The following is a 13523-nucleotide window of genomic DNA, read 5'->3' as shown; positions in this document are numbered from 1 at the left end:
CTAGTCCTCCGCCCCGATCGCGCTGGTCTGACTCAGCCATACCCACATCAATAGACAACTACTGCCAAGCGATCCCAGCAAAAAGATTCCGCCGCCAATCTTCATGGTGGTTGCCGCAATCGAATGGTGATACTCCCAGTTCGCCTGCAACTCTGGCGTTGGATCTTGGTAAGGGATGTTGGCGAACTCCAGGCCGTAGAGAAAGCCTGCCGTGACAAGACCAGCGCCGACGAGCGGCAGAGCCAAACTGGCGACGAATCGTTTCATGTCCATCGCAGGAACAAGTATTCCTGTCTTTCATCCGACACGCCGTCAAATCCCGACTTGCAGGCAATCTTCCCTTCCAACTCAAACAGAGTCTTGTTCTGCGAAAGAACATAGTCGATGGCTCGATCTTGGAAGTTCATTGCGTTTGTCTCATCACGCCATTGAAAGAGCTGCCAGCGTCATTCACGAGAAGCTGACAATATAAGAGACCGAAACGCCGACCGCCAATGGTTTTGCCGCGGCACTCTCCCCTACGCCTTATGCGGCCGCAGCAAGATGCTCGCGCTGAGGGCTCTCCAGCTCCAGCGCCCGTTTCAATTCGTCGGTTTGTCGCCAGAGGTCGCCGGTATCAAACAGAACAAGCCATTCCGCTTTGACCGACAATTCCACTTCCCCCGCGGCCGGCATCGTTACCGCCACGTTCAATTTGGCCAGGCGAACGTCAAAATCGCCTCGAGCGTGTCCACGAGTGAAGTGAAGCGCCAGCGGCGTCTGGCGATCGCATTCAAAGCCGAGCGATTCGAAGCGGAGCGCGATCTCGCGCAGCGGATCGGCCGAATTGCGAATCGATTCGGCCAGTTGGCAGCGGCAGCGATACTTTGGGAACCACGCGAGCCGCGGCATCTGCTCCGGCAACGGCTTGAGCTGCGTCTGATGATAGGCCAGTGCGACGAGCGCGACTGGGCCGAGCACCAGAAACTGCGTCCGGCCGTCGATGTCGGCGTAGGTCATGCCGCCCCACATCGCCAGACAGACGGCGCCCGGCAACAGCAGCGAAAGGTTCTTCTTGGCCAGCATCCTTGCTCGCTCCAAGGGGTTCAGGAAATACCGTGAGGCGCTCGGATGCTACCTCTTTGCGCCTCGTCTGTCACGACGAAAGTTCCCAGTTTTCGGCGCTGCTAGCGACGCCCCTTTCCCCTAGTCTTCCTGCCGGATCCGGTCGATCTCCGCCTGCATCATCTCCTCCTTTTGCTCCGCATCTCCCAGCGGTTCCGGGGCTACCGTCTTTTCGCGGGTATAGCCGATATGCTTCATCCAGCTTGCCGAGCGATATTGGCGGAGCATATCGACCGGCTTCAAGAGCGGATCCGCCTGAACCTTGGCGAGCGGCTCTTCCGGCACGTTCACACCGAGTCCGGCCAAAATCGTTTTCCCCATCAACAGGTGCCCCGCTTCGCCGGGATGGACTTTGTCCTTCGAGAAGACTTCTTCCTGCGCGTCGCGAGCCTTCCGCATCGCCGTGTGCAGGTCGATCACCGTCACGCCCGGCTCCTTCAAGCTCATTTCCCATTCGGCGTACTTCGTCATCACCGAGTCGTAGTTGAACTCGCCTGGCATTGGCGTTGCGTCATAGATCGGAGGCGTCACCAAATAAATCTGCTCAACGCCGGCCGCCTGACAGTCGGCGATCAATTTCTTCACTCCCTGCTGGAACGCGGCGAAGCGTTCTTCATCGAGCGGCTTGTAAATCCCGTCGTTGATGCCGTAGCAAGCGAACACCACGTCCGGCTTCGCTCGCTCTAGCAGTCGCCCCAACCGTTCAAACAAACAAGGCCGCGGAAACTTCCCGCCGGCATGCCCTTCTTCGCTCAACCCCGAGAGCGTTTCGCTCGCCAGGCCCAGACCGTAGATATCAAAATCGTGATCCGGATACAGCTTCTCCAAATAGAAGTCGACAAACGTGATGTACTTGCCGGCCTGGGTGATGCTGTCGCCGAGAAACACGACCCGCTTGCCCGCCAACTTATCGGCAGGCGATTCCTTTTGGTTCGGCTCAGCGGCGATGCACGCAGCCAAAAATATGAGCGACAAGAAGGCGGCGAGGGGGAGTCGATATTTCATGATCGGCCTTTGCGGGGAGGGATGGGGCGGAAGGAGGCAGCGAACAGGAATTCTGCGAACTTCCATTCTACTACGAAAAATCACGCGATCGACTATCGCGTGATGATTCCCCACTCCGGTACCCTGCCGCGATCGCCAGGCCTAGCGAACCGCCCGCACGATCATCTTCACTTCCGAAGGATTTCCCTCGGTCAGCACCTTGCACAAACCCGGTTTTCCATCCAGTTCGCCCATGTGCGTTCGCTGGCCATCCTTCAGAACGAAGACCGTGATGTAATAGCTCCGGTCCTGGCGCGGCTCGAGCTTGCCGCCAACCGTGAACTCAAGCTCGGTCGTTTCCCCTGCGGTGTGCCCGAACTCCTTCGCATCGAACTGATCGACCAGCTTGGCCGACACATCCGCCAGAAACGGATCGAACTCAAACAGCTTGATCTCGAGCGTATGTCCCGCGAACGAGCCGACCGTCTTCGGAATGACGAGCTTCCCCTGAACCCCTTTCGCGGCGATCGGTTTGCCGTTGACCGTCTCGATTCCTTCGCGGGCGATTTTGACCAGCTTGTAGCCGAAGCCTGGTCCGCCGATCTTGGTCCCGCCGACGACGAACTTCACGTTCCCCTCTTCCACGACCGGACGCATGATCACCAGATTCGGCCCCGGCACAGTACCGACCATGACCAACTCTTTCGCGAAATCAACCGCCGGCAACTCTTCGTCCGGTCGCCACGCGGTCCACAACATCTTCCATGTCTCCGCATCAGCGATGAACCCCGCCTTCGGCGCGAGCTCACGCAGCGCCGCATCCTGAAGCTTGCCCGACCAAGCGTCCCCCGCTTCCTCGGCGGCAAAAAGAGAAACGGACAAAACCGCCGTCAGGCAGATTGCGACAAGCAAACGAAAAACAGACATGGAAACCAGAACTCCAGAATCAACAAACGGACGCCAAGAGGCACTTCTACGGTAACGACGAATGACGTCCCGAAAAAGTTTCCAACTTTCGCCTCCGCCCCCCCTCGCGTGCTGAAACCGGTCGCGAGTTGACGTTCGCTTCTCGTCTGATTCACGTTGCCGTCAGGGACAGACGTTTCCGCTCCTTCTCTATCGCGTTCAGCGCACTTCCCATCTTTCGATACAACCAATAGACCAGCCCAACGCCGATCAACAGAAAGATGGCGGAGATCGCCAGTTCGGTATTCCGCATGGCGGCCGTAAGATGCTCCTCTTGGAAGAGGGGACGCCCCTCTTCGCCAAGTTCGCGAATCTCCCCTTTGCTCGTAACAATCGCGTAGAACCGATCGCCAACTTCGAGTGACTCCAGCCGACGCCGCATGTCGGTGCTGACCGAAAGCTTCCGGATCGACTCCCCGATCCGACACTCGATCTTGATCATCGACTTCTCGATGCTTTTACTCTGACAGGTTCCCTCGATCTTCGTCAGCTCCTTTTCGGGAAGCCGAACCTCCGGGAAGCAAAACAGCACTGCTCCCGCTGACCAGATCATGACCAGCGTAAGAAGCCAGACCGGCACGAATTCCCAAAAGAGAAGCAGAAGCATCTTGCCGTCGCCGCTTCCTCCCGCGATACGCTTGGCGCATCCAGGGCAAATCGCCTGCCCCCCCTGCAAACTCTCATTTTTCGCCTCGAACGTCTTCTTGCAAATCGTGCACTGCGTCCGAGTCTGGCGCCGCGTACGTAAAACGCTGTCGCAGAGCGCATGGCAAATCGCCGCCACGATGAACGCGACGATCGGGATCAACATGTGATAGAAGACAGAGATATCGATCGAAGTCTTCGCTTCCAACGCGCCTACCAGAAAGACGTACGAAACGGACGCGATGATCAAGACGATGAACAGATCGCACAATCGATTTAACAAACAACAGCTCCCATAGAAACGTCACCAACGAATCCAATTCGTTGTCGCAACGCTCACTAATGCCCCTTCCCCCAGACCCGCTTGTTATACGCTTCCGAACCGCCTCGTTCGATGGTGATCGTCGACCAATCGTCTCCCGCCAACACCCGGGCGATCAGCACAATTTGCCCGACATGGTAGCCGCAATGAGCCAGCGAGCGATCAATCGCCGCAGGGACGCTGATTGACTCGCCGCGGATCGTCACCATCTTCCCCGCATCTTCCGGCGTCAGCGCCGTCAGCGTTTCAAACAGCCGCTCCCAACCCGATTCCCATTCGGCGATCAACGCTTCGCGCGTCGCGAGCGTATCGACGAATTCTTCGTCACGATTGCGCCACGGCTTTTCCCCATCGGTCGTCAGAAAATCAGTCCACCGCGAACGCAAGTTGCCGGCAACATGCTTCATGATCTGCGCGATGCTGTTGACGTCCGGGCTCAGCGCCACCCGCAGCTGTTCGTCCGCCAGCTGAACGATCGCCTTGTCGGCCAATCCCTTGTGCGTTCGAAACGCGGCGATCGCCCCGTCATACATCGCTTGCGCCAACTCAGTCATAACGCCGACCTTCCTTTTCCCATATTCGCATAACAGCGCCATCCTGGGGCGTTGCATGCGGAAAATTCTTCCCAAAACGAAGCCAACAACCTCCACCAGCAACCGCTACGGGACGATTTTGCCAATCTTTTCCGGCAAGGTATTGCATCGTCACCTCGCAGTCAAAAAGATTCATGTTACCCGCAATGACGAAAAATCAGCCCGGCAAGGCAAAAACCTCCGCGCAAGCGACTTCGTCCGTCCCCCTGCCGCGAGAATCTTCAACTTCGCTGGCCAACAGCAGCGACGCATCGCTTGAGATCGCCGAGTAAGTGAGTCAGCATGGACAAGCAAGAGCAACTGCAAGAGCTACTCGCGCATTGGAACTTGCGGCGTCAGCAAGGAGACGAGTTGTCGGCCGAAGAGCTTTGCCCGGAGCATCCCGAGCTTGTTCCCGAATTGTCGCAGCTGATCCACGACTTCAAGTTGACCAACCGTCTAGCCGCCTACGACGACTCTGACGATGGCAATCTGCAAGAGACCGTGATCGGCAGTTTTTCGCCGCCTGCCGAGACGTCTTCCCTTCCCCAGTCCGAACTGAGCCTTGACGCTTTCTACCAACGCGTTGTCGATTCGGGGCTGATCAACGCCCCGCAAGTCCACGACCTGCGGGCTCGCAGTTCCGCTGCCGACGCTCGATCCTTCGCCCAGCAGCTTGTCGAAGAGAAACAGCTTACCCACTTTCAGGCGAAGGTCTTGCTCGAAGGGGGAGAATTCCCCTTGGTGCTCGATCGGTACATCCTGTTGGACGAACTTGGGGCCGGCGGCATGGGCGTCGTCTACAAAGCGCTGCATCAGGAGATGGATCGACTGGTCGCTCTCAAGATTTTGCCCAAGGAAGCGGTGAACTCCGAGGACAAGGTTCGGCGTTTCCATCGCGAAGTGAAAACCGCCGCGAAGTTGGACCATCCCAACATCGTCGCCGCGTTTGACGCCGACGAAGACAAGGGTTATCACTTCCTGGTCATGTCGCTGGTCAACGCCAACGATCTCTCCAAAATTGTTCGCCAGCAGGGACCGTTGCCAATCGCGCAAGCGGTCGACTGCATCATCCAAGCCGCCCGCGGCCTTGCCCATGCGCATCAACTCGGGATCATCCATCGAGACATCAAGCCGGCCAACTTACTCCTCACCAACAAGGGAAAAGTCAAAATTCTCGACATGGGCTTGGCCCGGATCGAGAGAGGAGATTCCGAACAGGAAAAAAGCGAGTCGATAGAATTGACGCAGACGGGGATGGTAATGGGTACCATCGCCTATCTCGCCCCAGAGCAAGCGTTCGATACCCGCGCAGCGGACGCTCGCAGCGACATCTACTCGCTCGGCTGCACCCTCTACTTTTTGCTTACCGGCCGCGTGATCTATCGCCAAGACACGATGATGAAGACGCTCATGGCCCACCGGGACGGAGCGATTCCTTCGTTGTGCGACCAACGGCAAGACGTTCCTGCCGAGCTTGATGCGGTCTTCCAAAAAATGGTCGCCAAGCGACCGGAAGATCGATTCCAGAGCATGACCGATGTCATCGCAGCGTTAGAAACCTTGCCGAGCGGAGATGAGGCGAAAACCTCGAGCGTCGCCGCTCGTCCCGGCAGATCGACAGCCCAACGTTGGTCCTGGATCGCCGCCGGATTGCTGGGAGGCGTCGCGTTACTGGCCGGCTTTCTCCTCCAATTGCAGACGCCCGCCGGAACCGTCGTTCTGGAAATCAATCAGCCCGAAATTGCCGGAGCCGAAGTGTTGGTTGACGGCGAGAAGAAGATCACGATCACGACCGGCCAAGAGCATCCACGGATCGAGATCACTCCCGATGAGAATCGCCATGACCTCACGGTGAAGCTCGCTGGTTTCCAGACCTTCACCAAAGAATTCTCATTCGCGACAGGAAACGAGCAGTCAATCAAAGTACGACTAGAACCGACGTCCCCTGCTACGCACACCAGCAGCAATAGCCCGGATCAGTTTGCAGCGGAGCGAAAAGTCGCTGAGTGGACGACGAAACTTGGCGGCTGGGTCTTGCTTGAGTCTCCGCCGCAGCAGAACGCAACAACCGAATCGCAAAGCGTCCTGCGTGCTCCTTACGTAACGCATTTCGATGCGACGAACAGCACCACAAAAACGGCGAAAGACCTTCCTGACGGTGACTTTCTCGTACGTGGCGTCTTCGCCCGATCGAAGCCGGTCGCCGACGAAGATTTACGCCGCCTTGAGGAGTTACGTTCGCTCGTCTTTCTCGATTTGGGAAGTTGCCCGACGACCGACAACGGCATGCAAATCATCAGCAAGCTCACCACATTGAGAATCCTCTACCTTTCGCACACGGCAATTACGGACAAAGGTTTCTCTCTTATCTCCAGTCTTACGAACCTCGAATCGGTGGGCCTTAGCGACACCCAAGTCACTTCCACAGGACTGGCCGCACTCGAAGACCTGCCCCGACTTCACGAACTCAGTCTCTCGGGGCCAATGTTCACCCCTGAGGCCGTCGACCTGTTGAAAACCATCACGCCCCTCCGAGAACTGTTTGTCTATCAATTGACCGACGAACATTTACGGCAGATCAGCCGCCTTCAACAGTTAAAGCGGATCACCATTTTCTGGAGAGACAATTCTTACTCTGCGGAAGGTTTAGCAAACCTCAAGCAGGCGCTTCCGGACTGCACTGTCAACGTGCTCCAACCAACGAGTCCCGTCGCAGCACAAATTCCCAATTCGAATCCCACTTTCGGCAATCAGCCCCCAGTCGAAGCGGCGCCCCTCGTCGTTCCGTTCACCGCCCAAGAGGCCGAGCAGCAACAAGCGGCCTGGGCCAAACGACTCGGAGTTCCGGTCGAAATGGAGAACTCGATCGGCATGAAGTTCCGCGTGATTCCTCCCGGCGAGTTTTTGATGGGGAGCAGCGAGGTAGAAGTGGCGCAGTTATTGGTGGAAGGGGCCGAACTGCCGGAGATGTTCCGCGACATGATTCGCTCCGAAACGCCCCAGCAGAAGCAAGTCTTACCAGCGCCGATTGCCGTCGGCATTCACGAAGTCCGCCGAGGCGATTTTCGCAAGTTTGTCGCAGCGACCGGCTATCAAACCGACGCCGAAACAGATGGCTTTGGCGGCTGGGGCTTGATTGAAGGCAAACCGGTGAGATCGCCGGAGTTTCTCTGGAACAACAACCTCGGATTGGAGACGCAACAGTTAGAGGAACATCCAGTCTTCAACGTCTCCAAGAATGACGCGGTCGCCTTCTGCCGATGGCTTAGCGATAAAGAAGGGGTGACCTATCGCTTGCCAACCGAGGCCGAGTGGGAGTTTGCCTGCCGATCAGGCACTACGACGCGATACAACATGGATGTACGCCGGCTGAATGATTTCTTCGCTTGGGGAAAGGCGAGCTCGCCCGTTGGTTCCAAGCAGCCTAATAACTTCGGACTATTCGATATGCACGGGAACGCACACGAATGGTGCGAAGGAAAAGAACCTGTTTTTCGCGGCGGAAATTTCGGCAGCGATCCGATCGTCTGTCGATCCGCTTCCCGTTGGCCTCAGTCAACGCCCACTTATCGCACCTATTTCGTCGGCTTTCGCATCGTTCGCACCTTCGATCCGCCGAACGCTCCCCAAACGGACTCCACACCGGAACCAGAAGGCTCGCCCTCCGTCGAGAGCAGCGACAAGTAATATCCCCAAACGCCAGCCCTAGCCGCGAAATCGCTGGGCAATCTACAGGCCTCGTTCGTCGCGCTCGCCCCATTCCAGCGACGAACCTCTTCGCGCCGCTGCGTGTCTTTCTGGACTCTCTCTTCTTTTTTCCATGGAGGTCAATCGTGCCCCTAGCAATCCCTGAAATTCGAATTGGCGAGCCTCTCCGTCACGAGGCCCTCGCGGTCTTCCCTCTGTTTACCAAGGAGAATGTCGGCGTCGATTACATCTTGTCGAGTCGAGCCCTCGCCGATGAATCGGTCGTGGTCGAAGAAGTGAGCGAGTCAGGCTCCGTCCCTGAACTGCTGGTCGACAACCAAAGCGATCAGCGGGTTCTCTTCCTGGAAGGCGAAGAACTGATCGGCGCCAAGCAGAACCGGATCTTGAACACGTCGATCCTGGTCGCCGCGCATTCCAAAGTGAAGATCCCGGTCTCCTGCGTCGAGCAAGGACGTTGGCGTTATCACTCGCGTCACTTCGGCAGCAGCGGCTCGCACGCTCCGTGCAAGGTCCGCTACGCGCTGAAGAAGTCAGTCTCGGAGTCGGTGAAGAAGCAGCGCGGTCATCGTTCTGACCAGGGCGAAGTCTGGAGTCAGGTCGACGGCATGCACTTCGAACACGGCACCTCCTCCCCGTCCGGCGCCATGTCCGCCGCGTTTGAAGCGAACGAAGAGCGCCGCGCCGAGTACCAGGCCAAAATCAAATATGTCGAAGGCGCCACCGGCCTGGCCGTCGCCATCGGCCAGCAAGTGGTCGCCGTCGACCTGTTCGACAAACCGTCGACTTGCCAGGAAGTCTGGAACCGCCTTTTGACCGGCTTCACGATGGACGCGATCGCCGCCTCGGCCGGCAAAGCGGCGAAAGGGGAAGCGACGATCGACGACGTCGACCGCCTTTACCAGAAAGCCGCGACTGCCGCCTGGGAAAAAGGCGCGACCGTCGGCGAAGGAGAAGAATACCGGGCCGAATTCGAAGAAGATCAAGGCTCGGCCCTGACCCTGTCCGACAATCTGATCCACGGCAGCGTCTTGGCGGCTGTGTAATCGCAAAAAAACCGGCGGGGCCATTCGCTCCGCCGGTTTTCTTTTTGAATTCTCTGAGGCGATCAGTCCAGAAACGCCACCGACGCCATCGCCCGCGAGCGGTTCTCGGTGTTCATCGCGACTCGGTGCCATCCGTCGAGATGGATCGTCGCATGGTCGGCATGCGAGACGCGCCCCCGTACGAAGACGGTCGGATCCCGCTGCATCACGCGCCAGTTCCACTTGTCGGCGGCCGGGTTCCGCTTCAGCAGCGTTTGACGTTCGGCTTCGGTCAACCCATTGGGATGCTGGCCGCAAACGTAGACGGTGGTTCCGCCGGCGCGAATCAGAAACTCGCACAGATGCGGCTTCCCTCGACCACGCCGCAACGGTTCATTTTTTCGAACCAGTTGCTCGTCGTCGACGCCGCCTGGCGTCGGAATGAAGAACCATTCTCCTTGGCGAATGAACGTCTCCGTCTTGCGGCGGTTGCGGTTCTTTCGCTTTCCCTTTTTTCCGCTTTCCAGATCGCGGACCAGATCGGGCTTCAGCGCTTCTTTGGCGGTCACCACGCTGCTGACCGGAGCCGCCTCCGGCACGCCGGCGACAAACCAGTGCCGCTCATCATGACCGCACAGAAACTTGTCCTTGATATCCGGCAAGCCAGCACGGTCTGCCGTTTGCCGGACCATCAGCAGCAAGTGCCGGTCCTTCGGTTGAACGCCGAGCACTTCGACATCGGCGTCGCTATTCGCCTGAATATCGAAGAACTCACCCAGGCGATCGTGCCCGATGTCAATCACGAGCGGACGAGAGATCTGTCCCGTACGACGATTGACCGGCGGACGAATCTTCGCCCGAGCGCCAAGCTTGGCGAACTTTTTTGTGAGTAGGTTGGTATCCATGCGGAAAAGGACACTGCCGTTAAGACGAGGTTCATGGTGCGCGGCAAGCGAAGACCAGAAACCGGCGGAAAAAAATCAAGTTCGCCAGTTCGCTACCTAAGTTTATCAATCGTCGTTTTCCTCTTCCTGCGCCTCGATCCAGCATTCGTAGGCCCGCTTCGGATCAATGTCTTCGTAACCACGATCGTTCCGTAACGCGATCGCTTGCGTCTTCGTTACGGCAATCGCAGGCGCCTTCGCGAGAATGCGTTCAACTTCGCCCTTGGTAAGGGGCGCCCCTTTTTCCTTCGTTGCATAGGACAGCAAAGAGCCGAGACTCGGGGAAAAAACAATATGCAGCTTGTCTGGATTTGGCTTCGCAGAAAGACTCAGGTAAGAGCCGGTTTCTTCGCAGGTCAGCTTGTTCTTTCGTGACGTTGACATGTCGCAATCCAAATATCGAAGAGGTAACGCGAGCCGAAAGGCGCCTTCTATTCTCGAGGCAGATTTTGCTCCGCCAAGAATCCCAGTACGCTCACCAGGATCAGCAGACCAACGATCCCCCACAAGATCACCACTCCCCGCATCGGCAACTCCAAATCGCCGCAGATCAACCAGCCAGCCAGAAACGCCGCGGCCGAAAGATCAATCGCCATCGCGCCACGCACCCCCAACCCAGCCCCTGACCGTCCGCTCGCCGCCAGTTTCCACTCGTAAAACAGGGCGATCGCAATTCCGATCACCACGCCCCCGAGCAGACTCGGATAGAACACCGTCTCCGTAGCCGGCAGGCCCAGCAACTCGACCAAAGCGCGAGGAAACGCCGCCAAAAACACGCCCAACGCCAGGCTGATGATGGCGTCGAATAAGAGGATGGTGGAGCGGGTCATGGGAATGGCTTCGTTGGCGACGGAACTCGATCGGCAGGGCCTCCGTTTCCCTGCGGCCGATCAAAGATCTTCCTCAATTCTTTTGCCTACGCTTCGCCCATGCAATACTTAACAGCAAAAGGACTCCGCCGTCGCCGTGCGTCGCATCCAGATTAAAGAACACGGCGACTTCCTCATCGACGCCGCCTCGGCGGCAATTTGAACGAGACTTTGATAACGATGGACCTGGTTCCAACAACGGACGCGACATTCCTCACGACCGTTGCGCGCTGGATCGACGCCGATGGCGAAGTTTTTATCGTTGTGCGTTACCCCAATCAAGGCGGCGCCACGTCGTATGAGCATTTCACGACGCCGACGAGTTTTACGGATAGACTCCGGGATTTACGCCCAGCCACTTCGGTAGTCATTCTCCGGGGATTTCACCTGCCGCTGCGCGGCGTGGTCGACGACGTATTCATTTCGCAGGCGATTGAGCAGATCCCCGACGGAACGGAGTGGGTTGTCGTTGGCCAGACGCCTGTTCAGTACGGCACAGCGTCCTGGCTTCCTGACACGAACGGCGATACGCACGTAGAACTTGAAGAGGCGCTGCGAGATCCCGGTTATTTCGGAAAGCCCGTCATCGCAGGCCTATTACCGTCCTGGTGGGAAAGCGATTGCGACACGATCATCTCCGCTTTCGTTCCCAATGAGGACGGATCGATCGAACCGGCTGCGTATTAGGGTTCCATGGAAAAGCACTGTCGCAGACGACAGTGGCGCCCGGCGGCCCACCATCATCAGTATGTTGTAGCCAGTTTACCCGTCACGGTCTAACTCGCGTTCAAGATGTCCAATGAGCGTGTCGAGTTCGTCTAGGGCTTCCTGCGTAATCGCCGTTGCAGGTATTTGCCCGTGGACTACCACATTCCTTAGCTGGCGTAGTTCATTCAATCGAATAGTTTGTTGTTCAGTCACTGCTCCGCTGCCCCTAAGCATACTGAGCAGAGTGGAAAGCGGAAACATTCGTCGAGCGTCAGAATCGATAGTTCCTGTGGATTCGAGTATCTCTTCTGCGAGTTGCCCAATTCTGTTTGTCTTCTCGACCAATGCGAGAAACTGATCCGACCCGTCAGGAGGCGGAGTGGTGGTAGTGCTCGTGGTCGTCCCAACAACGTCGTAATCGAACAGATTTCGGAAGAGTACCCGAGCAACGTCCGAGTATGTTTCAACCTTGTTTCTCTCGATAGTTAGGCCGAAGCCTTGATGGTATAGTTCGTTTCTGAGCCGGTGGTAGTAATCGACGATTCCTAAATCGATACCGTTTAGCTTATCAGAGGCATGTGTTTCCATGGCATCAAGTAGTGCTGGAAATGTCTCAAACGCCTCATTGACCTGACGCCGAGTGATTCCTAGGCCCGTAATGCGGGAAGGCAAAGAGAGATACGTCTTACACATTTGCTCAACTGCATTGTCAATAATGATCATTGCCAGTCGACGATTCGTATCTGAGTCAGGTTGCCCAAGCAGGTCGTACCCATGCTGTAATATCTCAGCTGGGCCCGTCGCCCAAGGAGTTTCGCCCGTTGACATCTAATTTGTTCCTCACATGATGGCTGTTGCTCGCTGTTTTGAAGTCTCGCCACAGTCTATCAACTTTCGGTCGCACAAACCTCCACCCAACACGGCGTCTGGAATCAGCAACCATCACCATACCAGACGCCAGACGGCCTTCTGGCACGAGATCGACCACGGCTCGTGTGGTAAAGTGGACACGCAAGAACCGCCCCTTCTTGGTCAAGCGAAGTTGGACAATGTGTTTGATGAGGTCGCGGAACATCCTGTCCCGCCACAAGTCGGGATCGTGCTCCATGACCTGTCCCTCCACTGCTTGATAAACATCATTCTCCGTGGGCATCGGTGCTGGGACATACTTGAGCCTTCCGTTGACACGCACCAGCTTTGCAATTTCGCGGTCGGCCTCAGGGTCGCTCGCGGTTTGACAGCCCTGAGCGAATACTTCTATCTCTGTAATCAACTCTTTGAGATGCATTCGCAGGCGTAGTCGCAACTCGGTTTCGTCTCGACTACCTATCGTTTCGACCAGGTCTTTGAGATTGCGGGTCCAGTTGCGCACCGAGCAAGCATCCTGTTCGGCGTCGGCAAGTTCGGCTTCGGCCTTCCGTAGAACTTCTGCGATTTCGTTCTGTTTGCCCTCTAATGTTATGATGCGGGATTCGTAACCTGCCCAATCCAAGATGGATCCCAACTAGATCCGACATGCAGAAAGGCAGTGATGATCTTCCCCCCCGATCTCGTACAAGCTTCTTGAGTTGGGCGCCTGGCGTCGAAGTTTCCTTGTGCGGTTCTGTTCCCATCCAGGCACTCGACATGCGAGCACCACGAGATCACCGGGCTTGATGTTGTCACGGGAAAAATAG

At 57.1% G+C, this 13523-nt stretch carries 14 protein-coding genes; 3 read left to right on the top strand and 11 right to left on the bottom strand.

Going from position 1 to position 13523, the window contains the following annotated elements; all coding sequences use genetic code 11:
- From LOC68_RS07130 to LOC68_RS07105, 6 genes are all read right to left on the bottom strand, one after another.
- Nucleotides 1-267, bottom strand: coding sequence for a hypothetical protein (locus tag LOC68_RS07130; RefSeq protein WP_230217179.1), 267 nt, complete (start codon nucleotides 265-267; stop codon nucleotides 1-3).
- Nucleotides 268-525: 258 nt separating this feature from the next.
- A complete protein-coding gene (locus LOC68_RS07125; RefSeq protein WP_230217177.1) occupies nucleotides 526-1065 on the bottom strand; it encodes a hypothetical protein in 540 nt (179 codons plus the stop codon).
- 120 nt (nucleotides 1066-1185) lie between these two features.
- Nucleotides 1186-2109, bottom strand: coding sequence for an SGNH/GDSL hydrolase family protein (locus LOC68_RS07120; protein ID WP_230217175.1), 924 nt, complete (start codon nucleotides 2107-2109; stop codon nucleotides 1186-1188).
- 141 nt (nucleotides 2110-2250) lie between these two features.
- On the bottom strand, nucleotides 2251-3015 hold the full coding sequence (locus LOC68_RS07115) for a hypothetical protein (protein WP_230217173.1): 765 nt from the start codon (nucleotides 3013-3015) through the stop codon (nucleotides 2251-2253).
- 151 nt (nucleotides 3016-3166) lie between these two features.
- Nucleotides 3167-3982 carry a hypothetical protein gene (locus LOC68_RS07110; protein WP_230217171.1) on the bottom strand — a complete coding sequence of 272 codons (816 nt, stop codon included), beginning with the start codon at nucleotides 3980-3982 and terminating at the stop codon, nucleotides 3167-3169.
- A gap of 56 nt (nucleotides 3983-4038) precedes the next feature.
- The gene (locus LOC68_RS07105; RefSeq protein WP_230217170.1) at nucleotides 4039-4575 is read right to left on the bottom strand and encodes a DUF1572 family protein; all 537 of its coding nucleotides are present in this window, start codon (nucleotides 4573-4575) and stop codon (nucleotides 4039-4041) included.
- 321 nt (nucleotides 4576-4896) lie between these two features.
- Between LOC68_RS07105 and LOC68_RS07100 the strand changes: the two genes are divergently transcribed.
- Entirely contained in the window at nucleotides 4897-8283 is a 3387-nt protein-coding gene (locus LOC68_RS07100; RefSeq protein ID WP_230217168.1) for a bifunctional serine/threonine-protein kinase/formylglycine-generating enzyme family protein, read from the top strand.
- Between the two features lie 146 nt (nucleotides 8284-8429).
- Nucleotides 8430-9347 (top strand): ARPP-1 family domain-containing protein, encoded by a 918-nt coding sequence (locus LOC68_RS07095; RefSeq protein ID WP_230217166.1) that lies wholly within the window; start codon nucleotides 8430-8432, stop codon nucleotides 9345-9347.
- 62 nt (nucleotides 9348-9409) lie between these two features.
- Here the strand turns inward: LOC68_RS07095 and LOC68_RS07090 are convergent, their stop codons facing one another.
- The 3 genes from LOC68_RS07090 to LOC68_RS07080 form a co-directional block, all read right to left on the bottom strand.
- A complete protein-coding gene (locus LOC68_RS07090; protein ID WP_230217164.1) occupies nucleotides 9410-10231 on the bottom strand; it encodes a hypothetical protein in 822 nt (273 codons plus the stop codon).
- Nucleotides 10232-10336: 105 nt separating this feature from the next.
- Nucleotides 10337-10654 (bottom strand): hypothetical protein, encoded by a 318-nt coding sequence (locus tag LOC68_RS07085; protein WP_230217162.1) that lies wholly within the window; start codon nucleotides 10652-10654, stop codon nucleotides 10337-10339.
- A gap of 47 nt (nucleotides 10655-10701) precedes the next feature.
- Entirely contained in the window at nucleotides 10702-11100 is a 399-nt protein-coding gene (locus LOC68_RS07080; RefSeq protein WP_230217160.1) for a hypothetical protein, read from the bottom strand.
- A gap of 219 nt (nucleotides 11101-11319) precedes the next feature.
- On the opposite strand from LOC68_RS07080, the gene LOC68_RS07075 reads away from it, so the two are divergent.
- A complete protein-coding gene (locus tag LOC68_RS07075) occupies nucleotides 11320-11826 on the top strand; it encodes a hypothetical protein (RefSeq protein WP_230217158.1) in 507 nt (168 codons plus the stop codon).
- 75 nt (nucleotides 11827-11901) lie between these two features.
- Here LOC68_RS07075 and LOC68_RS07070 read toward each other — a convergent pair whose 3' ends face one another.
- Nucleotides 11902-12570 carry a hypothetical protein gene (locus tag LOC68_RS07070; RefSeq protein ID WP_230217156.1) on the bottom strand — a complete coding sequence of 223 codons (669 nt, stop codon included), beginning with the start codon at nucleotides 12568-12570 and terminating at the stop codon, nucleotides 11902-11904.
- Nucleotides 12571-12634: 64 nt separating this feature from the next.
- On the bottom strand, nucleotides 12635-13339 hold the full coding sequence (locus tag LOC68_RS07065) for a hypothetical protein (protein ID WP_230217154.1): 705 nt from the start codon (nucleotides 13337-13339) through the stop codon (nucleotides 12635-12637).
- Between the last annotated feature and the right edge of the window lie 184 nt (nucleotides 13340-13523).

Source organism: Blastopirellula sediminis (genome assembly GCF_020966755.1).
Lineage (GTDB): Bacteria > Planctomycetota > Planctomycetia > Pirellulales > Pirellulaceae > Blastopirellula > Blastopirellula sediminis.
Note: the sequence above shows the minus strand (reverse complement) of the source record. Positions and strands in the feature narration are given on the sequence as shown.